The sequence below is a fragment of the Kribbella sp. NPDC056861 genome (genome assembly GCF_040687575.1).
Lineage (GTDB): Bacteria > Actinomycetota > Actinomycetes > Propionibacteriales > Kribbellaceae > Kribbella.
The window spans coordinates 28,417-51,847 of the sequence record NZ_JBFBNQ010000001.1; the positions used below are offsets into that span (position 1 = coordinate 28,417).

A 23,431-nucleotide genomic window follows, 5' to 3' on the forward strand; every position below is an offset into this window, starting at 1 on the left:
GATCGATCCAGACTCAGCGGAGGTGGACGGTGGTCAGAGTGGCGAGGCCGGAGATGGTGATGACCGGTTGGAGCAGCGACGTGATGACCAGCTCGACCTGATCGGCGTTCGCGAACAGCGGGACGAGTCCGGCGCTGTCCAGGTACTGCACCGCGGTGAGGTCCACTATCACCGCACCGGTGGCAGCGGCGTCGGTGATGGCGGTGGAGAAGCCGTCCGCGTTCGTCGCGTCGATCTCGCCGGCGGCGGTGAGCACGGTGGTTCCGTCCGCTCGGCGAGTCGCCTGGAGCTCGAGCCCGGTTCTGGTCATGACGTGATCCTCGTCTGGAGGTTGACAGTGGTTCCCGCGGTGCCGGTGGTGACCGTGACCCGGTTGACCAGCCCGCGCATCAAGGCGAGGCCCCGGCCGCGTTGGATATCTTCGACAGGTCTGGGTTGCCGCCATCGACCGCCGTCCGCGACCTTCAGCTGGATGTCGTCGGCCGTGACGCTGCCTGATACCTGGATGCGTTGCGCCGGATCGAGACCGCAGCCGTGTTCCATCGCATTGGCGCAGGCCTCACCGGCCGCGACGAGCACATTCTGTACGGCGGGTGGTTGCAGACCGGAGCGCTGCAGCCAGCTGCGCAAGGTGGCCCGCAGTGGTGCCAACTGTGCGAACTCGGCCGGTACTGCGAGGTCCAGCGGTCCCGGATGCCGGTACACGAGCAGCGCCACATCGTCCTCGTACCCGGTGCTCGGTGCGAGATCGGTCATCAGGCCGGTGGCGAGCTCCTCCATCGGGTCGCCGCTGCGGCGGAGCAGGGCCTCGGCTGCCTTCTTCATCCCGGCGTCCAAGGACTCGCGGCGCCGTTCGACCAGGCCGTCGGTGTAGAGCAGCAACGTGGCTCGCGCCGGTACAACGTACTCGGCCTCCGGGCGTTGGATCTCCGGCCTGACCGCGAGCGGGATGGACCCGCCGCCGTCGAGCGGCTGGACGCTGCCGTCGGGCAGTCCGAGTAGCGCCGGTGGATGCCCGGCGCTGGAGTAGACCAGGCGACCGGACTGTGGGTCGAGGACACCACAGAAGACCGTCGAGCAGTCCGCCCCGGGAATCGTCGCGGCGAACCGGTCCAACGCGGTCAGCGTCTGGGCCGGCCCGGTGTCCTGAAGCAGGAGGGCACGGCACGCACTGCGGAGCTGACCCATCACGGCCGCGGCCTCCAGACCTCGGCCGACGCAGTCACCGACGACGATGCCGATCCTGCCGTCCATCAGCTCGACGGTGTCGTACCAGTCACCGCCCACCTTCAGCGGGCTGGCCGCGGGCTGGTACCGGACCGCGAAGCCGGCCGGTAGCTGGGAGGGACCGAGAATGGCCCGCTGCAAGGCGATCGCTGCTTCACGTTGCTGCTGGATCTGGTGAACTCGATGCAGGCCCTGACCGATTCGACCAGCCAGCAGGGCCAGCAGCGTCTGATCCTCATCGGTCAGCGGACGCGTGCGGCCAGGGTCGATCGCCAGAACCACAGTGCCTTCGGGGTGGTCGAGGCTGATGCCGAGTCCGGCACCGGCGGTGACCACCGGTGTGAGGAGCGGCCGCTCCTGGAGTGCGGTCAACTCCTGGCGAAGGTCTACGGGCAGATCGTCCCAGTCCGCCTTGAGTCCGGTAGCGGTGACGCTCGGCGACCCGGAGTTGTCGAAGACGGCGGCAATGACCAGCGACGCCTGCCAAAGATGCTCGAGTTCCTGCAGGATCCCGGCCAGTGCGTCCGGCACGGTGTCCGACTCCGACAGCCGCAGGCTGAGGCGTGCGAGGGCGTTCTCGCGCTGTACTACGTAGTGCTCGGCGGTGACATCGCGGAACGTCCCCACCACCATCCGGCGGTCGGTTTCGGGATCGTTCACCGCATTGAACGCCGCGGCCACCCACAGTCGGCGCCCGTCGCGGTGCCGCACCGGAATGGTGTAGCTGCCGCGCGACTGTTCCATCAGTGTGTCGAAGGCCTGGGCCACCTGCTGGTGACCATCCGGGTCGTCGGTCTCGCTCGGCCACCAGGGATGCACCGGGGGATAGGGCAATCCCTCCGCGCCGAACCCCAGTACGTGCTCGAACGCGCTGTTGATCTCCACCACGGCGCCATCGGCGTCGCAGACGAAGAACGCTTCCTGCAGGGAGTCCACCAGCGCTGTCCGCCACCGGGCGTGGTGGTTGCGGAGCCTGGCCAGCCGTACGTTGGTCTGGACGCGGGCCAGCAGTTCCGCGGCGGAGAAGGGCTTGACCAGGTAGTCGTCGGCGCCGGCCTCGAGCCCCAGGATGGAGGCTTCCTGCCCGGCACGCGCCGACAGCAGAAGGACCGGCGTACCGGCGGTGCGTGGTTCGTCGCGGAGTGCCGCGACCAGCTGCAGACCGTCCAGGCGCGGCATCATCACGTCACTGATGACGAGTTCGGGCAGGGTGCTGAGAGCCGCCTCCAGGGCGTACTGGCCGTCGTTGGCCAGCGTCACCTGATGGCCCGCGTCGGTGAGCAGGCGAGCGAGGTACTCACGCATGTCGGCGTTGTCATCGGCGACCAGGATCCGCGCCGTCTCGTTCGCCGGGGCCGCCTGGTCCTTGAGCTGCGCGATCTCGTCCGCGCCGGCCGAGTTCGGCAGCCAGCGCAGCGCTTCCTGGACGAACGGCTCGGGGTTCGTCCGCAGACTGGCATCGGCTCCGGGTTCGTTGCCGTGCGGCACCACGTCAGGCCCGTACGGGATCCGGATGGTGAAGGTGGTGCCCTGGTGCTCCACCGAGCTGGAGGAGATGGTGCCGCCGTGCAGTTCGACCAGTTCCTTGACCAGCGCCAGACCGATGCCACTTCCTTCGTGCGAGCGCGATCGGGCGTTCTCGATCCGGTGGAAACGTTCGAACAGCCGCGGCATCTCGTCGGCCGGTACGCCGACGCCGGTGTCCGCGACGGTCACCACGGCCGTGTCGGTCTCCGCGGCGACGGAGATCCGGATCGTGCCGGTGAAGGTGAACTTCAGGGCGTTGCTCAGCAGGTTGAGGACGACCTTCTCCCACAGACCCCGGTCGAGGCGGACCGAACGCGGTCCGGTCGGGCAGTCGACCTCGAACTCGAGCTCAGCCCGCTCGATGGCTGAGCGGAAGACGCTCGCGAGCTCTGCCGTCACCGCCGACAGGTCCACCGGCTCGAACTGGGCCTGCATCCGGCCGGCTTCGATCCGGGAGAAGTCGAGCAGGCTGTTGACCAGCTTGCCCAGCCGGAGGCTGTTGCGGTGGATGACCTCCAGTTCCTGCTGCAGCCGTGGGTCGTCGGATCGTTGGCGCAGGTCGTTCAACGGCGCCATGATCAGCGTCAGCGGCGTGCGGAACTCGTGGCTGATGTTGGAGAAGAAGGCCGTTTTCGCGCGGTCCAGCTCGGCCAGCTCGTCGGCTCTGCGCTGCTGGGCCTGGTAACTACGGGCGCTTTCGATACCGGCCGCGACGTGACCGGCGACCAGGGTGAGGAAGCCTCGGTATCCGTCGTCCAGCGGCCGATAGCGATTGAGACCGGCGACGAGGAACCCGTACGGACGGTCGCCTTGCCGCAGCAGTGGGGCCAGGAACGCGTGGGTTGGCGGCTCCGGCCAGTCCCCGACCGGTAGCTCGGAAGTCTCCAGCTCGGCGAGCGGTACGACGATGGACTCGCCCCGCGCCGGTACTGCCGCGGGCCAGAGCGCGGCCAGGTCGGCGATCAGCCCGCCGGGAGCCAGCCCGGTGGTCGAGGCGATCTGGGGATCGCCCTGGTCGTCGTACAGGTAGGTGAGAGTGAAGGGGAGATCGCGGAGGTTGCGGCCGAGCTGCTGACCGGCGAACGCGAGGGTCTCCTCCTCGTTCCGGACCACGCTCGGGTCGGAGCCCAGATCGCGCAGCGTCGCCATCCGGCGTTCACCGATGACCCGATCCGTCTCCTCGCTGACGACGCACAGCATGCCGACCACCGCGCCGTCGTCGGCTCGCAGCGGGCTGTAGGAGAACGTGTGGTAGGTCTCCTCGGGATAGTCGGCACGCTCGAGGAACAACAGCAGTCCCTCGTCCCAGGTCGCCTGGCCGGTGGCCAGTACGGTGTCGATCCGCGGCCCGATGTCGTCCCAGATCTCCGACCAGACCTGGCTCGCGGGCCGCCCGAGCGCCCAGGGGTATTTGCCGCCCAGGGTGTCGTGGCGGTAGGCGGCGTTGCAGAAGAAGGTCAGCTCGGGACCCCATGCCATCCACATCGCGAACCGCGAGGCGAGCAGCATGCTCACCGCCGTCCGGAGGCTCTGCGGCCAGCTCTCGGGTTCGCCGAGGGGAGTCGCCGACCACTCGACCCGGGCGAGGTCCGGTCCGATCTCGTGATCGGTCGCGAACAGATCCTGTCCCGGCCGCCGAGGCGACGCGTGGCCGGAGGTGTCGGTACCTGTCATCAGCGCCCTTCGGTGTGAATTCTGCTGCCGCTGACTTGATCACGAGCCGACTTTGGAGTCAACGACCGTCCGGGCGACTCGGCCGATCGACGAGGGACCTTGCTTAGAGATGATCGCAGAGGGTACTGATGCCAGCACAGTGCGTAACAAAGTTGCGCAAGGCAAGAGCTTGGGAGAGGCGGAATCATGAGACCTGTGACCCGGATGGTGGCTGTGGTCGGACTGGCGGCGTCAGCGCTGGTGGGCGGCTCGGCAGTGGCCGCCGCGCAGCCCGCGATCAGCGCGGGATCGGCAGCGGACGGCGAGATTGCCTGCGGTTACGACTACGACAGCTGTGTCACGCAGTGGTATCAGTACCGGCAGTCCTACAGCCACGTGGTCAGCGACATCTACTACCGCAGCGACGGCTACTACTTCTACTGGTGGAGCTGAGCAGCACCACATCGAGCCGGGCAGTGCCCCGAGGCCCGGGGCGGAACGCACGCATGGATTCAGGGCTTCGGGGTACTACGCGGTTGCTACTGACCGTGGTCCAGAAGTGGGCCAGGCTGTGACGTCAGGTCGCGAGGTCGAGAATAGTGAGTTCTCTTGTCAGTTCAGTGCCGACGCAGTGCCACTCCACCGACGATCGCGCTGCGCGCGAGTCGGCAACCAGGGAGTTGTTCGAGCGTCGCGAACGGAGTACGGACGAGGCCGAGCGCCAGCAGTTGCTGGAGGCAATCGTCGAGATCAATATCGAGATCGCCCGCGGGATCGCTCAGCGGTTCCGCAACCGAGGCCCGGACCCGGACGATCTCGAGCAGGTCGCGTGTCTGGGCTTGGTCAAAGCCGTGCGGGGCTACCAGCTGTCGGCCAACACGCCTTTCATCGGATACGCGATTCCAACGATTCGGGGGGAGGTGAAGCGGTATTTCCGTGACTGTGCCTGGACAGTGCGGATTCCGCGTCGGCTGCAGGAACTGCAGGGTGCGATCAGTGCGAAGAAGCCGCTGATGGCGCAGGAGTTCGGTCGTGAGCCGACCAAAGCCGAGCTCGCCGCGGGAGTGGGCGCGGAGGTCGAGGAGGTGGATCAGGCGCTGGCGGCTTATGGCTGTTATGCCGCGCTGTCGCTCGATCGCCCCGAGTCCGATGCGGGCCGTTCGCTGGTCGATCTGGTGGCCGAGGACCACGATCCCGTGCTGGACCAACTGGAAGCAGTCGACATTCTGCAGCCGGTGCTTGAGGATCTGTGCGACCGTGATCGGCGGATCTTGCACCTGCGATTCGTGGAGGGATGGTCGCAGACCGACATCGGGGCGGACATCGGCGTCAGCCAGATGCAGGTGTCGCGGCTGCTGCGCCAGATCTTGGACGATTTGCGTCGCAAGCTCCGCCCGTCGGCGGCGGCCGCCTGAACGGTGTGCGTGGACAACGCGAACAGCACACCGAACAAAAGTCAGGCGAGGAATGCAGTAGGCCAGATGCGCGCCCAGAGGCGGGGTTTCCCGCGACTGACGACGCGACCAGAGGCTGGTTACTAGGTGCGTTCTGGCCTGGCCTGGACGACACGCAAGAGTTCGTCAGAAGCTCTCGCGTCGAGGGAAAGCCGGACAAGTGCTGCGGCGAGTTCGGCCATCTCGGGTGGCGACCTGGCGATGGCGGACAACCGGTTGGGAGAGGTGGGGAGACCGACTCGGAGGGCGCCTTGCTTGACTCGATCGTCGACGTACGGCGAGATGCCTGGCCAGACCGCCTGGACCTCACGGAGGAAGATCTGCGCGCCGACGGGCCCGATCCCCTTGAACTCGGTCAGCAGGATAGTGAGTTTCAGAGCATCGTCTCCTGCCTCCGCGTGGAGGAGCCGGAGGTCGCCGCGCCAGCGAGTCAGGGCGAGGCCAGCAGCCTCTCCAAGCGTGGTCGCGGTGCGTTCGTCGTACCGGCGATAGCCTCCGCGTCCGAGCGCGGTGACCCGACTTCGCCAACTGGCGTCGTTCATCGCGTTGGGCGTGCGGTAGCCGGCTTCGAAGAGTTCTTTTGCTGCTGACACCGCTATGCCTGCTGAGATTCGAGCGCTCAACAGCAGCGTCAAGGTGAGTAGCTGAAACAACGGCGCCGGCTCGTCGGTGAGGCGGATGCCGGCCTCCTGCGCGAACGTTCTGCAGTGACGATCGAGGATCTCTCGTAATAGTGTCTCGCGGCGCGGGTCAGCAGAACTCATCCGGTGCCTCAACGAGCCCGCATGCAGGGGCCAGCAGCCTGTTACGCACCGTGGGACCTGCGGAGTTGACGGGTGTTGACCAGTTCAACCGCGACGTCGCGGAGTTTGATGTTGTGCTGCTGGGAGTAGCGCTTGAGCAGTTCGAACGCACGCTTCTCGTCGAGGTCGAAGCGTTCCATCAGAATTCCCATCGCCTGGCCGACGAGTTTGCGGGCGTCGATGGACGCCTTCATCGACTCGTCGTTCCTCGCGTTGGCAACGGCGACCGAGGCATGCCGGGCAAGGATGTGGGCGATCGCTTCGTCGTCGACGGTGAAGGCGTCGGGTGCGGTGTTGAACAGTGAGAGGACACCGATCAGCTGGGCGCTGGCCCACATCGGGACGTGTAGTGACGACCTGATCCGGTACTTCGTCAGCCGGGCACCCCAGGCAGGCCATCGGGTTTCGGTCCTGGAGTCCGGGACGCGTACCGTCACGCCTTCGGACACGGCGGTGAGGATCGGTCCCTCGCCGATTCCGGACTGGAACTCGTAGATCTTGGTCACCAGCGGGTCGGTGACTGCCGCGATCTCACGTTCGCCGCGCAGGGTGAGCATCACTCCGGCGTACGAGCACGCTTCGGCCTGGAGCGCGAACCTGACGACGGTCTCGACCGTCTCGTCGATTCCCGAGGCGTCGTAGAGCTCACCGGCGAGTCGGGCGAATACGTCCGCCCCGAACCCCGCCTGCGGGTCCGTGCCGGGCCGATCTGCTTCCGAGGCTCCAGATTGGCTCATGACGGCAGGCTGCCGACCTGACTGCTTCATGGCCACATGATGCCTCATCACCCCGGAGAAATGGTTGTGCTGTGCTCAGTCAGCAGAGAGCAGCCAGTGGGGCAACCAGGAGCTACAGGGTCGGGTCGTGGCCCGAGTTCATCAGTGAGTAGCGCCAGTCGGTTTCGGTCACGTCGCCGGAGGGGCGTTGCTCGAGGTGGCGGTGGACGTAGCCGACGAACTTGTTCATGTGGTCGTAGTCGCTGTCGCTGAGATCTGACTTGGTCGTACTGAGCAGGACGATGATCCGGCGCCCGCTGCGGTGACCGACCGATTCGGTGCTGCCGTCTGCCTTCTGGCCGACGGACCTGGACTCGTCGGTGTCAAGCCATTCGTCGAGTTGCTTCGGCGTCAGGTTGACCACCTCGTTGAACTCGCGGTACGTCGTCTCTTGGTCATCGTTCATGACGCTCTCCTTGCCACGTGCCGGTTCGGTCGTTCGCTGTCGCCGCCGGGCAGCGGACTCGGGCTCGCCATCACCAGCATCACCCAGTGAATTGCCAGCACAGCGCCTCCAATAGATCTCGGTCGACTTCGTTGCGTACGGCCCGGTGACCCGTGCCGGACTTTCTCAAGCGTGTACAAGGTCGGCGGTTCTCTCGCGGATCGCGGGGTACCGGGGGCTGGACCACCCACGACTTTGCCTTGCTGGGCCAGGAGGCGTTGGAGGAACAGGGATATGGGCAACACCATCGAGTCCGTCGACGTCGAGGCTCCGATCACCGCTGTGTACAACCAGTGGACGCAGTTCGAGTCATTCCCGCAGTTCATGGACGGTGTCGACGAGGTCAAGCAGCTCGACGACACACACACGCACTGGGTGACGAGTATGGCCGGCGTCAAGCGGGAGTTCGACGCGACGATCACCGAGCAGCACCCGGAGGAGCGCGTCGCATGGGCGTCGGACTCCGAGCCGCGGCACGCGGGAGTGATCACCTTCCACCGGATCGATGACACCACCACGCGGGTGACGGCGCAGATGGACCTCGATCCTGAGGGTTTCGCCGAGCAGGTGGCTGACAAGACCGGGCTGGTCGGCATTCGGGTGAAGCGGGATTTGTTGAGCTTCAAGGAGTTCATCGAGAAGCGCGGTAGCGAGACTGGCGGCTGGCGCGGCGATGTCGAGCGCCCCGACCAAGCACGATGACCGTTGTCCTGCTGATCGGCGCGGGAGTGGGATCGGAGCCGCGACGGCACTCCGGCTCGACCGCGCCGGAGTACGAGTCTTCGCCGCGCGGCCCCGTATGCGGTACCCGGTCGGTGTAGCGGCGGTGGTGATTCGTACGAGAGCGGGCGATTACGACGAAGCTTCTGCGAAGAAGGCGCCAGCAGGTCCTGGAGAACCTGGAACCGTCGGTGGCTCTCCTGATCGCTGACCGCCCGGGCTGAAGGACGGGCTCAGGAAAGCTCGTGGTGGGGATGGCCCGGCGTGGTTCTGGCTTCCTTCATCTCGGATTCCCGTAAGTGGTGTACGCCGCCGGTGAAGTTCTCGCGGGCCTCGCGTTCGAGGCGTTCGAACAGGGCGTAGTAGTTCTTGTCGTAGTCGTCCACGATCTGGAAGGTCCAGCGGCGGTCGATGACGTTGCGGCCGAGCAGTTCGGTCTTGATGGTGTCTGCGAACTCGTGGTGGCCGGCCTGCCGGAACAAGTCCAGGACCTCGTCCAGTTCGTTGTCGGCACGGCCGGTGAGTTCGTGGAAGCCGTACAGGTATCCGCGGGCACGGATGACGGTCTCCATGGCGTGGGTAAGGCGGCCGACGGCTTGGACAGTTTGGTCAGTGACGCCCTCTGGCCGTTTCCGCGGGGCGTTCTGGTCGTTTGTCTCCATGCGGGTCAGGTACCCCGGGACTATCCACAGTCCTGCCGTTCGAGAAGTCGATTGCGCAGGTGACGAATTCAAACGGCCAACTCAGGGCTTGCGGCCCGCGGCCAGGAGCGCCAGGCGCTGGAGAGCCTCGGCATTGTGGAGATGCAGGGCGGGGTCGATGACCTGGTCCGTGATGAGGCGGCGGGCCTCTGGCACCGTCAGCCAGAAAGCCGGGGCGGGACGATTCGCGACCCACGGGCTGCCGGTCTGCGAAGTACACGAGGAGCGGCGCGGCGAAGAAGTCCTGACGATCCCGCCGACCCGAACCACCCCCGGTTCGGGTGAGCTGGACGCTACTACCGGGCATGGTCGACCGACGACGTACGACGGACTCTGCACACCACTGAGTCGAAGGCGCTCGCGGTGCCGGTCGAAAGCTGCGACGGCAAGGTCGCCCAGCCGATGGGGCAGCCGCTGCGGACCCAGACGACCCGCGACGCCTACGCGCTGGGTTCGCCGTACTTCGGGCGGCTGAGTACGCCAAGCCCACGACCGAACCGATGGGGACGCTGGCGACGGCCGATCGGTACGCGCTCGTGCACCGCAACAACTCCGGGGAGCGGAGATGCACCGGTGGGGCTATGACAGCCGTAGGTCGCTCCGCAGGTCCGTCCGGAGTGCGTTCGCTGGCGCTAGACCGCGAGTCGCCTGCCTGCCAGGGGTTCCGACCGGCTGATTCCACCTATTCGATCTGTCAGTCGGCTGGGTTGGACTTCCCGCTCGTGAATAACACGAGCGCACTTCGTTGAGTGCGTATGACGGGAGCTGATGCGGGCGCTGCGGCGGATGGGCGCGGCGAGGAGTTCGAGACCGGGATGCGGGTGCTGCTGCCTGATGGCGTGCCGGTGGTTTATCCACAGGCTGCTCGGGTGCTCTGCCGAATCGTCGTGCGTCTGGCGAAGATGGAGCAGTCGGCTACGGATGCCGATGGGACGGAGGAGACGTCATCTTGAGCGGCGATGCGGTTGGTGCTTGGGCGACCCTGGACGAGTTGCTAGGGATGGAGGCGCTGGTGGCCGATGGTGCTGCGGGCAATGGTGTCGGTCGGCTGGCGTTCTACGGGCGGTGCTCTACGGAGGACAATCAGGATCCGGCGACCTCGAAGGCTTGGCAGGTGGGGGAGGCTGCTCGGTTTGTTGAGCCGCTGGGTGGGGAGATCGTGGAAGAGTTCTTTGACATTGGGCAGTCTCGGTCGTTGCCGTGGGAGCGGCGCTACGAGGCGAACCGGGTGCTGCAGGCGCTCAAGGATCCTGAGCGTGGGTGGGACGGGCTTGTTGTGGGTGAGGCGACTCGGTGTTGGTTCAGTAATCAGTTCAGCCTTACGTGGCCGAAGTTTGATCGGTACGGCGTGTCCCTGTGGATACCTAGTCTGGGTGGGCGATTCGATCCGGAAAACACGGTGCACGACATGGCCATGACGATCACTGGTGGGTTGTCGAAGTCTGAGCGGCAGCATGTGCAGCGGCGGGTGCGGGCGGCGATGGCTGCGCAGGTGCTGATCGATGGGCGGTACCAGGGTGGGCGTCCGCCGTATGGATACGTGGTGGCGGATGGTGGCGTGCACCCGCATCCGCGGAAGGCGCAGGAAGGTCAGCGGCTGCGCGTTCTCGTGACCGACGACCTGGCGGCTGCGGTGGTGAGGCGGATCTTCGAGATGTATCTGGAGGGATGGGGGAGGAAGGCGATCGCTGAGCAGCTCAACCGTGATGGGGTGCCGTGTCCGTCTGCGCATTCACCGAAGCAGAACCGGCATCGCAAGATGGACGGCTGGCAGCACTCGACTGTCGCGGCGATTCTCGAGAATCCTCGATATACGGGGTATGCGATCTATGGCCGGTGGCAGAAGGTCGAGGAGTTGCTTGATCCGGAGGATGTTGCTGCGGGCTACATTGTGAGGTTTCGGCGGTCGCCGCAAGCCAAGATCGTGCGATCGCGGGAGCCGGCACACCCGGCGATCTTGTCCGTGGAGACGTTCACCGCGGCGCAGCTCGAGAAAAGAAGGCGGCGCAAGGGTGGTCGCTCCGATTGGTCGTCGATCGATCGGCGGCGGGTATCGAAGAAGCGGGTGTACGAACTGCGCGGCCGGATCATGTGCGGGATCTGTGAGCGGAAGATGGAGGGGGCGGCGCGGCATCGGGAGACGATCTACTACCGGTGCAATGCGCGGACTCTGGTGCCCGAGTCGGCGACGGCGCTGGCGCATCCGGCGCAGGTCTACCTCCGTGAGGATCTTGTCTCAACTGCAATAAACCGATGGATCGGGCAGCTGTTCGATCCGCTGCATCGACGGGGCACGATCGATGCACTTCTTGAAGCCGATGACAGCGTTGCGAGGCACGCAGAACACCTTGCACAGTTGAGAGATCGGGTCTCGGCGGCTGACGTCGTGATGAGCCGTTTGCAGCGGGCTTTGGATGCGGGATGGGATCCGGTGGAGTTGCGGGAGCAGTACAACGCTGCCGTGGCGGAGAAGCGATCTGCGGAGGCTGCCTTCGGTCAGTTGCCTTGTGAAGAGATGCTGAATCGTGACGAACTGGAGGGCTACATCGACCAGCTTGGAAGCATGTCGAGAGCACTGGATCGGGCTGAGCCGGAGGAGAGGAGTCAGCTTTACGCTGCGCTTCGACTCTCGCTGGTCTATCACCACGCCGACCAGATTGTTGACGTGGAGGTCGACCCGTTGGCCGACCGTGTGGTTAAGTCGCGTGTCCGAGGGGGGACTTGAACCCCCACGTCCCGTAAAGGACACTAGCACCTCAAGCTAGCGCGTCTGCCATTCCGCCACCCGGACGAGTGGTCTGCCGCTCGATGTTGCCTTGTGCGGCGCCGACTGGAGAACCTTAGCAAACCCCACGGGTGAATTTCACATCGGGTGCTGGCAGGGTGGGGGCATGACTTTTTCTAGCCCCGGTGAACCGTCGTCGTACCGCCCTGATGCCGAGGTGGTGGAGCTGTGCAGTGAGCTGATTCGGTTCGACACCACGAACTACGGGAACGGCAAGAGCAACGGGGAGCGGGACGCTGCGGAGTACGTGGCGGCGAAGCTGGACGAGGTCGGGATCGAGTCGACGATCTACGAGTCGGAGCCTGGGCGGGCGTCGTTGGTGGCGCACTGGGAGGGTGAGGATCCTGATGCGGATCCGTTGCTGGTGCACGGGCATCTGGATGTGGTGCCGGCTGATCCGAAGGACTGGAAGGTCGATCCGTTCGGTGGGGAGATCTTCGACGGGTGCGTGTGGGGGCGTGGCGCGGTCGATATGAAGGACTTCGACGCGATGGTGCTGTCGGTAGTCCGGGCGCGCCAGCGGGCCGGGGTGAAGCCGCGGCGGCCGGTGCGGTTGGTGTTCACGGCTGATGAGGAAGCCGGGGGTGTGTACGGCGCGCAGTGGCTGATCAAGAACCATCCGGAGCTGATCCAGGACTGCACCGAGGGGATCGGTGAGGTCGGGGGGTTCTCGCTGACGATGAAGGACGATCTGCGGCTGTACCTGATCGAGACGGCCGAGAAGGGCATCAACTGGATGCGCCTGAAGGCACGCGGTACGGCGGGGCACGGGTCGATGATCAGTGACGACAACGCGGTCACCAATCTGGTCGAGGCGGTGACCCGGATCGGCAACCATGACTGGCCGTTGCGGTTGACGCCGACGGTGCAGGAGTTCCTGGCGACGTTGGAGGACGTGCTCGGGACGAAGCTGGATCCGGAGGACATGACCGAGACGCTGGCCAAGCTGGGGAGCTTCAGCCGGATGTTCGGTGCGACGATCCGGAACACGGCGAACCCGACGATGCTGAACGCCGGCTACAAGGTGAACGTGATTCCGGGGGACGCCGAGGCGCACATCGATGGGCGGTTCCTGCCGGGGTACGAGGAGGAGTTCTTCGCGACCATCGACGAGCTGCTCGGGGACAAGGTGACCCGCGAGACGGTGATCGAGGACATCGCGGTGGAGACCAGCTACGATGGTCGCCTGGTCGAGACGATGAAGAAGGTGCTGCTGGCCGAGGATCCGCAGAGCCGTACCGCGCCGCTGCTGATGTCGGGTGGCACGGATGCCAAGTCGTGGTCGCGGCTCGGCGTGCGCTGCTTCGGGTTCGTGCCGTTGCAGCTGCCGCCGGATCTGGACTTCATGGGGATGTTCCATGGCATCGACGAGCGGGTTCCGACCGCGTCGCTGGAGTTCGGTTCGCGGGTCCTCGACCGGTTCTTCACGGAGGCCTAGAGCTTGAAGCCGCCCGAGACCTCGAGGTTCTGGGCGGTGACCCAGCCGGAGTCGGGGGAGAGCAGGACGGCGATCATCTTGCCGATGTCGTCCGGCTCTCCCAGGCGGCCGAGGGCGGTGCGGGCGGCCAGCGGCTCGATCAGTTCGGGGTACTTCGCGAAGGCGTCGCCGCCGAGTCTGGTTCGGGTCGGGCCGGGAGCGACCGAGTTGACCCGGATGCCTCGGGGTGCGAGTTCCTTGGCCAGATAGCGGGTCAGGACGAGTACTCCGCCCTTCATCGTCGCGTACGCCGAGAAGCCGGCCTCGACGCCGATGTCGAGGGCGGAGTTGCTCGACGTGTTGACGATCGCGCCGCCGTCCGCGAGCAGCGGGAGCAGGGTCTGGGTGAGGAAGTACGGGCCCTTCAGCAGGACGCGCATCAGCTCGTCGAAGAACTCCTCGGTGGTCTCCTCGAAGGCCGCGCCGCCGCCGAAGCCGGCGTTGTTCACCAGGTAGTCGAGGGACTCGGTCTGCCAGGTGGTGTGGAGCGCGTCGACGACCGACTGCCGGAACTCTCCGAAGGTGCTGCTGTCGCCGAGTGAGAGGGGTAGAGCTACCGCCGTACCGCCGAGTTCTTCGATCTGCACGATCGTCTCGTTGGCGCCGTCCTTGTTCTTGTCGTAGGTGATGATCACGCCGGTACCGCGGCGGGCGATCTCGATCGCGGCGCTGCGGCCGATCCCTGAACTGGCTCCGGTAATCAGTGCTGTTGTCATGTGTCCAGTCAAGCGATCCGGGTCGCGCGACGGTAGACCAGTCGTCTCAGATCATTGCCTGATCCTCTCAGGTCGTACTGGTTTGAGGTGCAGCGCTTCCCGCAGGTGAGGGAGCAGGCGCAGCAGCCGGCGGGGTGGTTCGGTGCCGGTGACCATGCTGAGGGTGAGGCGGTAGCGGAACGGGGCAGGAACGAGCCGTTCGCCGGGGCCGAGCTCGTGAGAGAGCGCGCTCCGGGGGATCAGCGCGAGCTGGGAACGGCGGCGGGCCATCGCCACGGTGGTCGCTAGGGTGATGCCGCGGCGGGCCTTGGCGCCGTGCGCGATCAGGCGGGTGCGGATCTCGTCGGCGCCTCGGTCGTAGGTGGCGAAGGGGAGATCGCGCTCTCTGAGGGGGTATTTGCCGGTACCGGGTGGGTCGACGCCGGCCGGGACGAACAGAACGAGCTCGTCGCGGCCGACCGGGCGGGCGACGGTGCCGCGGGGCAGCACCATCTGGTCGGCGATGGCGATGAAGGCGGCGTCCATGGTGCCCTCGGCAACGAGTCCGACGAGGTGCTGGCCGTGGTCGACGTCCTGCTCGATGTCGAAGTCGGGAAGCTCGGCGTCGAGGAGCGGGAAGAGGATCGGCGCGAGGCTGGCGAAGGTGCCGATGACGAGGCGCTCGGCGGAGGTGGCGACGGCCGCGCGGGTGGCGTCGTAGACCTCTTCGAGGTGGCCGAGGATGTGTTCGGCCCGGCGGGCCAACTCTTGGCCGGCTGGGGTGGCTCGGGCGCCGCGGGTGTCGCGGATGAACAGCTGGGTGCCGCAACTGCGTTCGATCCGGGCCAGGCGTTGGGATGCGGACGGCTGGGAGATGCGGAGTTCGCGAGCGGCGGTGCCGACCGATCCGGTTCGGGTGATGGCCAGGACGAGCCGGAGGTCCTCGACCGCGGGTAATGAGGGCATAGGCACAGCCTATGACTGATGACTAGTTGCTGCTGGCTACCAGTGATCAAGCGTCAGGACGACGATCGGTGGGGTGAAAGCTCGTCGTGATGCGCTGTTCTTGTTGGCGGGCAGTGGTTCCGCGGACCTGGCGTTCAGGTTCGCGCAGGTGGCGTTGCCGTTGGTGGTGTTGCGGGAGACCGGGTCTGTCGCGGCGACCGGGTTGGCTGGTGGGTGCGCGGGGGTGCCGATTCTGCTGTCGCCGTGGTGGGCGGGGCGGGCCAGGCAGTGGGTTGATTCAGGGAGTCGATTGGCATTGCTGGCGGTTGTCCAGGCGGTGGCGTTGGCGATGGTTCCTGGAGCGGCCGCGCTGGGGGTGCTGCATGCGGGGGTGTTGATCGGAAGCGGGTTGCTATTGGGGTGTGGGGATGCGCTGTCGAGTCCGGGGCGGAGCGCTTTGCTCGCGGATACGGGGGATCGGTGGGGGACTGATCGGGCGGTGGTGTTGCTGACCTGGCAGGACGGGATTCGCCGGGTGGGGATGGTGGTGGGGGCGCCCGCGGGGGCTTTGGCGGTGGCGGGTGGGTGGACCGAGGAGTTGCTGTGGGTTGAAGCGGGCGCGGTACTGGTGGCTGGGTTACTGGCGGTGGGGATTGTGGGGGAGCGCTCTCCGGCGGCGGATGCGGTGCCGTCGATTCGGGGGAGTCTGGTGGGGCGGCCGGATGTTCTGTACGGGTGGATTGCTCGGGGGACCGGGTCGTTGACCTGGTTCGCGTTTCCGTTGGGGTTGTCGGTCGTGGGGGCTGAGCGTGGGGAGCCGGGGGTCTACCTGGCGGCGGGGATGTCGGGGTACGGGGTGGGGTCGGTGGTGGGGACGGTGGTTTCGCTGGGCGTCGTACGGCGGGTGACGGCTGCGCCGCTGGCGGGGGTGGCGTGGACGGTGATGGGGCTGTGCTGGGTGGGGATGGGGGTCTGGACGACGCCGGTTGGTGTGGCGTTGTTCGCTGCGGTGGCGGGGGCGACGTTGGTGCTGGGGATTGCGGCGGTGTCGGCGTTGATTGCCCGGGAGTCGGTGGGGGCGGAGCGGCGCGCGTTGTTGTCGGGGCAGTCGGTGGTGGTGAACGCGGGTGGGGCGGCGGGGATGTTGGTTGGTGGGCCGGTGATCGCGGTGGTGGGGGCGGAGGGGACATTGGTTGGCTCGGGGATGGTGACGGCGGTTGTCGCGGTGGGGGTGTTGGTGGTGCGGGGAAGGCAGGGTGGGAGAAATCGGGCTGCGTCGGAGAGGGCGTACTGCGAGACTGCCGGGCATGGCTGAGGAGATCGTCATCACAACGTTGGCCGAGCGGCCTGAGCTGTTGGGGTTGCTGGAGGGGGAGGTCCTGGATGCGCGGCAACGTGAAGGCGATGGGACTGTCGACGCTCTACGCGCCGGTGCGGCCGAACGGGAAGCGGGATCCGCGGCAGCCGATGACGGAGTACATCCGGGAGGTGCGCGACGACGGGTTGCCGTTCGATCGCACCGGTGAAGTGGTCGTGCCGCAGGCGCTCGTGCCCGTGCACTGTGACGTGGAACACGACCACGCGGTGTACGTCGAGCCCAACGTCTGGGTCAGGCACGACCTCTAGAGCGTGCGCATCACCTTGATGATGCGGCGGCGGAGCCAGACCCGGCGGGTGCCGTCGGGGTAGCGTCTCAGCCGGGCCAGTTCCCAGCCGCCGTACTCCGCGTGCTCGGTGAGCAGGCGTCGTACCGCCCCACGCGTCTCCGTTCTGGACACCTCGAACTGCTGCAACTCGTATTCGGCCATCGACACCTCCGAATCCCTTGAACAACAACTACCTCACGAAACATCCTCCAGCGCCGCCACGATGGCCGGCGGCAGGGTGAGTTCCTCCACACCCAGGACTGATTTCAGCTGCATCGCCGTCCGGGCCCCGACGATCGCCGCGGTCACCCCGGGCCGGTCCCTGACCCAGGTGAGTGCCACCTCGAGCGGAGTCCAGCCCAGCCCGTCTGCGGCCCGGGCGACCGCTTCCACGATGCCCGAACCTCGGCCGTCGAGATAGGGGTCGACGAATCTGGACAAATGCTGAGACGCCGCGCGCGAGTCCGCGGGGATGCCCGTGCGGTACTTCCCGGTCAGCACGCCGCGCCCCAGTGGCGACCAAGCCAGTACTCCGATGCCGAGTCCGCCGGCCGCCCGGATCGCATCCGCCTCGGCGTCGCGGGCGAGCAGCGAGTACTCCACCTGGTTCGACACCGGTACTGCGCGACCCGGCCAGGCCTGCTGCCAGGTGACCGCGCGAGCGGACTTCCAGCCTGCGTAGTTCGAGACTCCGACGTACCGGACCTTGCCGGAGCTGACCGCGTGGTCGAGCGCCGAGAGCGTCTCCTCCAGCGGTACGTCGTCCGACCAGGTGTGCAGCTGCCACAGATCGATGTAGTCGACGTTGAGCCGCCGGAGCGAGCCCTCCAGGTCGCGCAGCAGGGCGCCGCGCGAGGTGTCGGTGATCCGCTCGCCGCGTCGCACGCTGAAGCCGGCCTTCGTGGCGATCACCAGGTCGTCACGATCCACCACGTCGCCGAGCAGCGAGCCGATCAGCCGCTCGGAGTCACCGTCGCCGTACGCCGCCGCGGTGTCGACCAGGGTGCCTCCCGCGGCGACGAACGCGGCGAGCTGCTCCCGCGCCTCGTGCTCGTCGGTGTCGCGGCCCCAGGACATCGTCCCCAGGCCGAGTCTGCTCACCGTGAGGCCACTGTGACCGAGATAGCGTTGCTGCATGGACCGAGCCTATTGCGGGTCGGTCGGAACGGCTCGTTAGGCTCGCCTGTCATGCGACTCGGACTCAACATCGGCTTCGTCTTCGGTGGCGACGACCACCTCGATCATCTGAGGCTGGTGAAGGAGGCCGAAGCACTCGGCTTCTCGGTCACCTGGGCCGCGGAGGCGTACGGCTCGGACGCCGCCACGCTGCTCACCTGGATCGCGGCCCAGACCTCGACCATCGACGTCGGGGCGGCGGTGTTCCAGATCCCGGCCCGGACGCCGGCGATGACGGCGATGACCGCGGCCACCCTGGACCGGCTGTCGAACGGCCGGTTCCGGCTCGGGCTCGGCGTGTCCGGCCCGCAGGTGTCCGAGGGGTGGCACGGAGTCCGCTTCGACAAGCCGCTGGCCCGCACCCGCGAGTACGTTGCCATCGTGAACTCGGCGATGCGCCGCGAGACCGTCGCGTTCGAGGGGCAGCACTTCACGCTGCCGCTGCCGGACGGTCCGGGCAAGCCGCTCAAGCTGTCCATCCGCCCGGTCCGCGACCACGTGCCGATCTACCTGGCCGCGGTCGGGCCCAAGAACCTCGAGCTGGCCGGCGAGATCGCCGACGGCTGGCTCGGCATCCTCAACGACCCCTCGTATCTGGGAGAGCAGTTGAACCACATCAAGGCGGGCCGCGCGGCCCGTCAGCCCGATCTCGGTCTGGAGGGCTTCGACGTGGTCGCGTCGGTCCCGGTCGTGGTCGGGGACGACCTCGAGGCGGCCGCGGACCCGATCCGCGGCTACACCGCCCTGTACATCGGCGGGATGGGCAGCCGGGAGAAGAACTTTTACAACGCGCTCGCGGTCCGGATGGGCTACGAGAAGGAGGCCAAGCAGATCCAGGACCTGTACCTGGCCAAGCAGCCGCGGGACGCGATGGCCGCCGTGCCGCAGAGCCTGATCGACTCCATCTCGCTGCTCGGCGGCAAGGAGCGGATCGCCGACAAGCTCACGCAGTACGCCGAGGCCGGGACGACGACGGTCGCGCTGACCCCGTTCGAGCCGACCGTGGAGGCCCGGATCGCGACCCTGCGCACGGTCGCCGAGGCGCTCGAGCTCGCCGGGATCGGTGACTGAGCCCCGATGACGATTTGGGACGCCATCATCCTCGGCATCGTCGAGGGTCTGACCGAATTCCTGCCGGTCTCCAGCACCGGCCACCTCACCATCACCGCCAAACTGCTCGGCCAGAAGATCGACGACCCGGCGGTCACCGCGTTCACCGCGGTGATCCAGTTCGGCGCGATCGCGGCCGTGGTGCTGTACATGTGGAAGGACATCAGCCGGTACGCCGTGGCCTGGTTCCGCGGCCTGCGGCACCCCGAGCACCGCGGTGAGTTCGACCACCGGATGGGCTGGTTCGTGATCGTCGGCTCGCTGCCGATCTGCTTCGTCGGCTTCGCGGCCCGCGACATCATCTCCGGGCCGCTGCGCAGCATGTGGTGGGTGGCCGGCTCGCTGATCGTCTGGTCGTTCTTCATGGTCGCGGCCGAGAAGCTGGGCAGCAAGGCCCGGCCGCTGACCAAGATCACCCTGCTCGACGCGATCGTGATGGGCCTGATCCAGTGCCTGGCGCTGATCCCCGGGGTGTCCCGCTCCGGCGCGACCATCACGGCCGGTCTGTTCCGCGGGCTCGACCGGGTCGCCTCCACCCGGATGGCGTTCCTGCTCGGCATCCCGGCGCTGGTCGGGGCGGCGGTGTTCGAGCTGAAGGACGCGCTCAGCGGTCACATCGGGATCGTGCCGTTGCTGGTCGGCACGGTGGTCAGCTTCGTGGTCGGGTACGCGTCGGTGGCCTGGCTGATCCGGTTCGTGGCCAAGCACTCGACGTCGATCTTCGCGTTCTACCGGGTGCTGCTGGGGGTGGTCATCCTGATTCTGCTGGCCACCAGCACGATCACGGCGACCTGAGCGCACGCAGTACTGGGCTCTCGTGGTGAGAGCCCAGTACTGCGGCCGCTAGCGGCAGACGCCAGCGCGGATCTCTGGATGCACAGCGCCCTTCGCCATCGCGTCGGGGATGGTCCAGATGTCCCGCGACCAGGCGCCGGACTTGTTCATCTCCAGCAGGATCTTCCACGACTTGCTGGACCGCATCGCGGTGACAGCGGCCTGCGCACCAGCGGTGTCGCCGGCGGCCTTCGCCTTCTCCCACTCCTTGATCCAGGCACAGCTGACCGCGCTCGTGACGTCAGCACCCAGGTTGTAGCGGGAGGAGAGCCCGCTCCGCTGCAGGGGCTTGGGGTCGAAGCCGGCTGGAACCTTGATGTCGGCCAGCATCTCGTTGACCACCGTCGCGGTGTCGGTCGCCTGCACCGCCGAGGCGGGTAGGGCAGCGAGCCACGTGTTGACGTCGACCGGTTTCAGGGCGGCCAGCAGACCGCGGTACGCCTGCTCCGAACCGCCGGACATGGTGATGTCGAGGAAGTTCACGCCCTTGACCGGCAGGACGGTGGAGTAGGTCGAGTAGTCGACCTTGCCGCCCTTGGTGACGAACAGCTTGCCGCGTTGCCCGAGCAGCTCGATCGGCTGCTCGGTGGTGTTACCGCGGTCGGTGAGGAACCCGTCGTGTTCCGCGGCCGGGCGCCAGTGCACGGTCAGCGACTGCTTGCCGTCGCCGATGTGGATCTCGCCGGACTCCGTGGTGAAGGCGCCGATCGCGATGACCTTCCAGCCGGGCTTGTCGAGCAGCAGCCGCGGATTCGCCTGGGCGACCGCGACTGCCTCGGCCGCGTACGCCGAGGGCGGTGCGGCCGGGTTGCCGTCCGGGAAGAGGGCGCCGCCCACGCCTACACCGGCGGCGATCACGGCGGCCGCCGCGGCGATCAGGATGCGGCGGCGCCGAGGCGCGCGTGGGGTCTCGGTTGTCGGGGTTTCGATGTCGGGGGCAGGTGCGGTGGTGGTCATGATCTCCTCGAGGAGGTCGGAGCCGGCGGTCGGCAACTGGCCGATCCGGTCGGCGCCGTACGGGTTGCTCCGCGCGATCAGGCGGTCGAGCTCTTGGTCGTTCATCGGTCCTCCTGAGCTGGTCGCGGTTGCTTGTCGTCCCGTACATGTCCGTCATCCTCGAAGGCGTCACCGAGGGCTTTTCGCAGCCTGCCCGCGCTCGGTGCAGGCGGGTCCGGACGGCTCCCGCCGAGACGCCGAGGACGATCGCGACCTCTTGCGGGTCGAGGTCCTCCCAGCTGGTCAGCAGGATCAGCTCGCGGTCGGGCTCGCTGAGCTGGTCCAGCGCCTGCCGGATCGCGCCGGCCGAGTCCGAGGCGGCGGCGATGTCGGGGACGACCGAGACGAGTTGCCGGCGGAGGCGTTCGCCGAGGCGTTCGCGGCGCAGCAGGCCGCGGCGGTGGTTGGCGAGGACGCGCCGCGCGACGCCGTACAGCCAGAGTCTGGCGGTGTCGTCGGTGGGCACCTCGCCGATCCGTCGCCAGGCGACCAGCATGGTCTCGGAGACGATGTCGGCGGCGTCGTCACCTGAGCCGGTACGGCGTAACGCGTACCCGAGCAGTTCGCGGAAGTTGCCGTCGAAGATCTCGCGGAACCGCAGCTCGTCGGGCGGCACGGCCCGCAGCGCCGCGGGATGCGGTGGACTCGGCGTTGTCGTCATACCTGCCCCATGTCCACCATCGTGCGGGTCGTTACAGGTCAGGAGCGGTGAAACTCAGAGCCAGCCCGCCTTGCGGAAGCCGGTGTACATCGAGCCGCAGGTGACGAACATCAGGGCCAGGACGGCGAAGTAGCCGTAGTACCAGCGCAGTTCGGGCATGTTCTCGAAGTTCATGCCGTAGATGCCGGCGATCATCGTCGGGGCGGCGGCGATCGCGACCCAGGCGGAGATCCGGCGCATGTCGTCGTTCTGCTGGACCGAGACCCGGGCCAGGTGGGCGTTCAGGGCCGAGCTGAGCAGGGTGTCGAGGGCCTCGGTCTGGTCGGAGACGCGGATCACGTGGTCGGCGACGTCGCGGAAGAACGGCGCGGCCTCGTGGCTGATCCCTGGTACTGCTCCGTGCGCGAACGCCTCGATCGGCTCGCGGAGCGGGGTGATCGCCCGGCGCATCTCCAGCACCTCGCGTTTCAGGGTGTAGATCCGGGCGGCGTCCGAGGTGCGTTCGGGGGAGAAGACCGAGGTCTCCACCTCGTCGACGTCGATCTCGACCGAACCGGCGACCGCCTCGTAGCCGTCGACGACCGAGTCGCAGATCGCCCAGAGCACCGCTGCGGGGCCGTGGCCGAGGACTGAGGCGCGGTCCTCGAGCTCCTGGCGGGCGGTGGTCAGCGGGGCGCCTTCGCCGTGCCGGACGGTGACGACGTACCGCTTGCCGACGAAGATGCTCACCTGGCCGGTCTCGACGGCGTCCTCCGCGTCGACGTACCACAGGGTGCGGAGGACCATCACGAACGAGTCGTCGTACCGCTCGACCTTGGGCCGCTGATGCGGCGAGAGGGCGTCCTCGACGGCCAGCGGGTGCAGGCCGAACAGCCCCTGGACGCGGGTCAGCTCGGCCTCGGTCGGCTCGTACAGCCCGATCCAGCCGAACGCCTGGCCGTCGTCGTCGATCGCCTCGGCCACCGACTCGGGATCTTTGGGCAGGTTGTGCCGTTCGCCCTCGGAATAGACCCCGCAATCCACGATCACGGTCACATCATGGCACCGGTGACTTGCCCGACCGGATAACGTGCGGTTTATGCCCACGGTGATTCTGGTCCGGCACGGACGTAGCAGTGCGAACACATCCGGCGTACTGGCCGGGCGGACCCCAGGGGTGAAGCTCGACGACACCGGCGTCCAGCAGGCGACGGCGGTGGGTGAGCGACTGGCCGCCCTGCCGCTGGCCGCGATCGTCACCTCGCCGCTGGACCGCTGCAAACAGACCGCGGCGGCGATCGCCAAGCACCACTCGGCGTTGCGTCCGGCAACGGACCGGCGGCTGACCGAGTGCGGGTACGGCGACTGGACCGGGCAGAAGATCGCCACCCTGGCCAAGGATCCGCTCTGGGCGGTCGTCCAGGCGCATCCGTCCGGCGTCACCTTCCCGAACGGCGAGTCGATGCGCGGCATGCAGCAGCGCGCGGTGGACGCGATCCGGGCGCACGACGCGGCGATCGCGGCCTCGCACGGCGAGAACGCGGTCTGGGTGGCCGTGTCGCACGGTGACGTGATCAAGGCGATCGTGTCGGACGCGCTCGGTCAGCACCTGGACAGCTTCCAGCGGATCGTGGTCGACACCGCCTCCACGACGATCATCACCTACACCCGGACCCGGCCGTTCCTGGTCCGGCTGAACGACTCCGGCAGCGATCTCAGCTCGCTGATCCCGAAGCCGCCGGAGAAGGCCAAGGGACGCGCCAGGAAGTCCGGGGTGCAGTCCTCCGACGCGGTCGTCGGTGGACGGTAATAGGGTCGAGG

The 23,431-nt window shown here is 67.2% G+C and carries 23 protein-coding genes, 1 tRNA gene and 1 pseudogene; 11 read left to right on the forward strand and 14 right to left on the reverse strand.

The window, feature by feature from the left end:
- Positions 1–13: 13 nt before the first annotated feature.
- Positions 14–310: an STAS domain-containing protein gene (locus AB0P21_RS00165; RefSeq protein ID WP_363692588.1), complete on the reverse strand. Its 297-nt coding sequence runs from the start codon at positions 308–310 to the stop codon at positions 14–16.
- Positions 307–4,428, reverse strand: coding sequence for a SpoIIE family protein phosphatase (locus AB0P21_RS00170; RefSeq protein WP_363692589.1), 4,122 nt, complete (start codon positions 4,426–4,428; stop codon positions 307–309). Before AB0P21_RS00170 ends, AB0P21_RS00165 begins: the two co-directional genes overlap by 4 nt.
- Positions 4,429–4,614: 186 nt before the next feature.
- Here AB0P21_RS00170 and AB0P21_RS00175 point away from each other — a divergent pair, with 186 nt between their 5' ends.
- Both AB0P21_RS00175 and AB0P21_RS00180 read left to right on the forward strand, forming a co-directional pair.
- The gene (locus AB0P21_RS00175; protein WP_363692590.1) at positions 4,615–4,860 is read left to right on the forward strand and encodes a hypothetical protein; all 246 of its coding nucleotides are present in this window, start codon (positions 4,615–4,617) and stop codon (positions 4,858–4,860) included.
- A 227-nt stretch (positions 4,861–5,087) separates the two neighbouring features.
- Positions 5,088–5,822, forward strand: a complete 735-nt coding sequence (locus AB0P21_RS00180; RefSeq protein ID WP_363692591.1) for a sigma-70 family RNA polymerase sigma factor — start codon at positions 5,088–5,090, stop codon at positions 5,820–5,822.
- A 122-nt stretch (positions 5,823–5,944) separates the two neighbouring features.
- Here the strand turns inward: AB0P21_RS00180 and AB0P21_RS00185 are convergent, their stop codons facing one another.
- From AB0P21_RS00185 to AB0P21_RS00195, 3 genes are all read right to left on the reverse strand, one after another.
- A complete protein-coding gene (locus tag AB0P21_RS00185) occupies positions 5,945–6,625 on the reverse strand; it encodes an endonuclease (protein WP_363692592.1) in 681 nt (226 codons plus the stop codon).
- A gap of 41 nt (positions 6,626–6,666) precedes the next feature.
- The gene (locus AB0P21_RS00190) at positions 6,667–7,401 is read right to left on the reverse strand and encodes a GAF and ANTAR domain-containing protein (RefSeq protein ID WP_363692594.1); all 735 of its coding nucleotides are present in this window, start codon (positions 7,399–7,401) and stop codon (positions 6,667–6,669) included.
- Between the two features lie 112 nt (positions 7,402–7,513).
- The gene (locus tag AB0P21_RS00195; RefSeq protein WP_363692595.1) at positions 7,514–7,846 is read right to left on the reverse strand and encodes a DUF3140 domain-containing protein; all 333 of its coding nucleotides are present in this window, start codon (positions 7,844–7,846) and stop codon (positions 7,514–7,516) included.
- A 273-nt stretch (positions 7,847–8,119) separates the two neighbouring features.
- Between AB0P21_RS00195 and AB0P21_RS00200 the strand changes: the two genes are divergently transcribed.
- Complete coding sequence (locus AB0P21_RS00200; RefSeq protein ID WP_363692596.1) at positions 8,120–8,587, forward strand: SRPBCC family protein; 468 nt, start codon at positions 8,120–8,122, stop codon at positions 8,585–8,587.
- Positions 8,588–8,838: 251 nt separating this feature from the next.
- On the opposite strand, the gene AB0P21_RS00205 is transcribed toward AB0P21_RS00200, so the two are convergent.
- Positions 8,839–9,177: a hypothetical protein gene (locus tag AB0P21_RS00205; protein ID WP_363692597.1), complete on the reverse strand. Its 339-nt coding sequence runs from the start codon at positions 9,175–9,177 to the stop codon at positions 8,839–8,841.
- A gap of 884 nt (positions 9,178–10,061) precedes the next feature.
- Between AB0P21_RS00205 and AB0P21_RS00210 the strand changes: the two genes are divergently transcribed.
- Both AB0P21_RS00210 and AB0P21_RS00215 read left to right on the forward strand, forming a co-directional pair.
- Positions 10,062–10,259, forward strand: coding sequence for a hypothetical protein (locus AB0P21_RS00210; RefSeq protein ID WP_363692598.1), 198 nt, complete (start codon positions 10,062–10,064; stop codon positions 10,257–10,259).
- Positions 10,256–12,031: a recombinase family protein gene (locus tag AB0P21_RS00215; RefSeq protein WP_363692599.1), complete on the forward strand. Its 1,776-nt coding sequence runs from the start codon at positions 10,256–10,258 to the stop codon at positions 12,029–12,031. Before AB0P21_RS00210 ends, AB0P21_RS00215 begins: the two co-directional genes overlap by 4 nt.
- Here AB0P21_RS00215 and AB0P21_RS00220 read toward each other — a convergent pair.
- Positions 12,013–12,097 (reverse strand) — tRNA-Leu (locus AB0P21_RS00220). The two genes, AB0P21_RS00215 and AB0P21_RS00220, sit on opposite strands and share 19 nt — an antisense overlap.
- A gap of 100 nt (positions 12,098–12,197) precedes the next feature.
- Here AB0P21_RS00220 and AB0P21_RS00225 point away from each other — a divergent pair.
- Positions 12,198–13,529, forward strand: a complete 1,332-nt coding sequence (locus AB0P21_RS00225) for a M20/M25/M40 family metallo-hydrolase (RefSeq protein WP_363692601.1) — start codon at positions 12,198–12,200, stop codon at positions 13,527–13,529.
- Here AB0P21_RS00225 and AB0P21_RS00230 read toward each other — a convergent pair.
- Both AB0P21_RS00230 and AB0P21_RS00235 read right to left on the reverse strand, forming a co-directional pair.
- Complete coding sequence (locus tag AB0P21_RS00230) at positions 13,526–14,284, reverse strand: SDR family oxidoreductase (RefSeq protein ID WP_363692602.1); 759 nt, start codon at positions 14,282–14,284, stop codon at positions 13,526–13,528. The two genes, AB0P21_RS00225 and AB0P21_RS00230, sit on opposite strands and share 4 nt — an antisense overlap.
- 51 nt (positions 14,285–14,335) lie before the next feature.
- Positions 14,336–15,229 (reverse strand): LysR family transcriptional regulator, encoded by an 894-nt coding sequence (locus AB0P21_RS00235; RefSeq protein ID WP_363692603.1) that lies wholly within the window; start codon positions 15,227–15,229, stop codon positions 14,336–14,338.
- Positions 15,230–15,302: 73 nt separating this feature from the next.
- Between AB0P21_RS00235 and AB0P21_RS00240 the strand changes: the two genes are divergently transcribed.
- Both AB0P21_RS00240 and AB0P21_RS00245 read left to right on the forward strand, forming a co-directional pair.
- Positions 15,303–16,523 carry an MFS transporter gene (locus AB0P21_RS00240; protein WP_363692604.1) on the forward strand — a complete coding sequence of 407 codons (1,221 nt, stop codon included), beginning with the start codon at positions 15,303–15,305 and terminating at the stop codon, positions 16,521–16,523.
- Between the two features lie 68 nt (positions 16,524–16,591).
- Positions 16,592–16,834 (forward strand): hypothetical protein, encoded by a 243-nt coding sequence (locus AB0P21_RS00245; protein WP_363692605.1) that lies wholly within the window; start codon positions 16,592–16,594, stop codon positions 16,832–16,834.
- Here AB0P21_RS00245 and AB0P21_RS00250 read toward each other — a convergent pair.
- Together AB0P21_RS00250 and AB0P21_RS00255 are read right to left on the reverse strand one after the other, a co-directional pair.
- Positions 16,831–17,016, reverse strand: a complete 186-nt coding sequence (locus AB0P21_RS00250) for a DUF5703 family protein (protein WP_185445878.1) — start codon at positions 17,014–17,016, stop codon at positions 16,831–16,833. The two genes, AB0P21_RS00245 and AB0P21_RS00250, sit on opposite strands and share 4 nt — an antisense overlap.
- Positions 17,017–17,049: 33 nt before the next feature.
- The gene (locus AB0P21_RS00255) at positions 17,050–17,991 is read right to left on the reverse strand and encodes an aldo/keto reductase (RefSeq protein ID WP_270138833.1); all 942 of its coding nucleotides are present in this window, start codon (positions 17,989–17,991) and stop codon (positions 17,050–17,052) included.
- 51 nt (positions 17,992–18,042) lie between these two features.
- Between AB0P21_RS00255 and AB0P21_RS00260 the strand changes: the two genes are divergently transcribed.
- On the forward strand, positions 18,043–19,101 hold the full coding sequence (locus AB0P21_RS00260) for an LLM class F420-dependent oxidoreductase (protein WP_363692606.1): 1,059 nt from the start codon (positions 18,043–18,045) through the stop codon (positions 19,099–19,101).
- A 6-nt stretch (positions 19,102–19,107) separates the two neighbouring features.
- On the forward strand, positions 19,108–19,935 hold the full coding sequence (locus tag AB0P21_RS00265; RefSeq protein ID WP_363692607.1) for an undecaprenyl-diphosphate phosphatase: 828 nt from the start codon (positions 19,108–19,110) through the stop codon (positions 19,933–19,935).
- 48 nt (positions 19,936–19,983) lie between these two features.
- Here the strand turns inward: AB0P21_RS00265 and AB0P21_RS00270 are convergent, their stop codons facing one another.
- The 3 genes and pseudogenes from AB0P21_RS00270 to corA all read right to left on the reverse strand — a co-directional run bounded on the left by AB0P21_RS00270 (position 19,984) and on the right by corA (position 22,660).
- Positions 19,984–21,036: a hypothetical protein gene (locus tag AB0P21_RS00270; RefSeq protein WP_363692609.1), complete on the reverse strand. Its 1,053-nt coding sequence runs from the start codon at positions 21,034–21,036 to the stop codon at positions 19,984–19,986.
- A 136-nt stretch (positions 21,037–21,172) separates the two neighbouring features.
- Positions 21,173–21,631: pseudogene (locus AB0P21_RS00275) on the reverse strand (RNA polymerase sigma factor); the annotation flags it as partial.
- A 54-nt stretch (positions 21,632–21,685) separates the two neighbouring features.
- On the reverse strand, positions 21,686–22,660 hold the full coding sequence (gene corA / locus AB0P21_RS00280; RefSeq protein ID WP_363692610.1) for a magnesium/cobalt transporter CorA: 975 nt from the start codon (positions 22,658–22,660) through the stop codon (positions 21,686–21,688).
- Between the two features lie 49 nt (positions 22,661–22,709).
- Here corA and AB0P21_RS00285 point away from each other — a divergent pair, with 49 nt between their 5' ends.
- The gene (locus tag AB0P21_RS00285) at positions 22,710–23,420 is read left to right on the forward strand and encodes an MSMEG_4193 family putative phosphomutase (protein ID WP_363692611.1); all 711 of its coding nucleotides are present in this window, start codon (positions 22,710–22,712) and stop codon (positions 23,418–23,420) included.
- Positions 23,421–23,431: the final 11 nt, after the last annotated feature.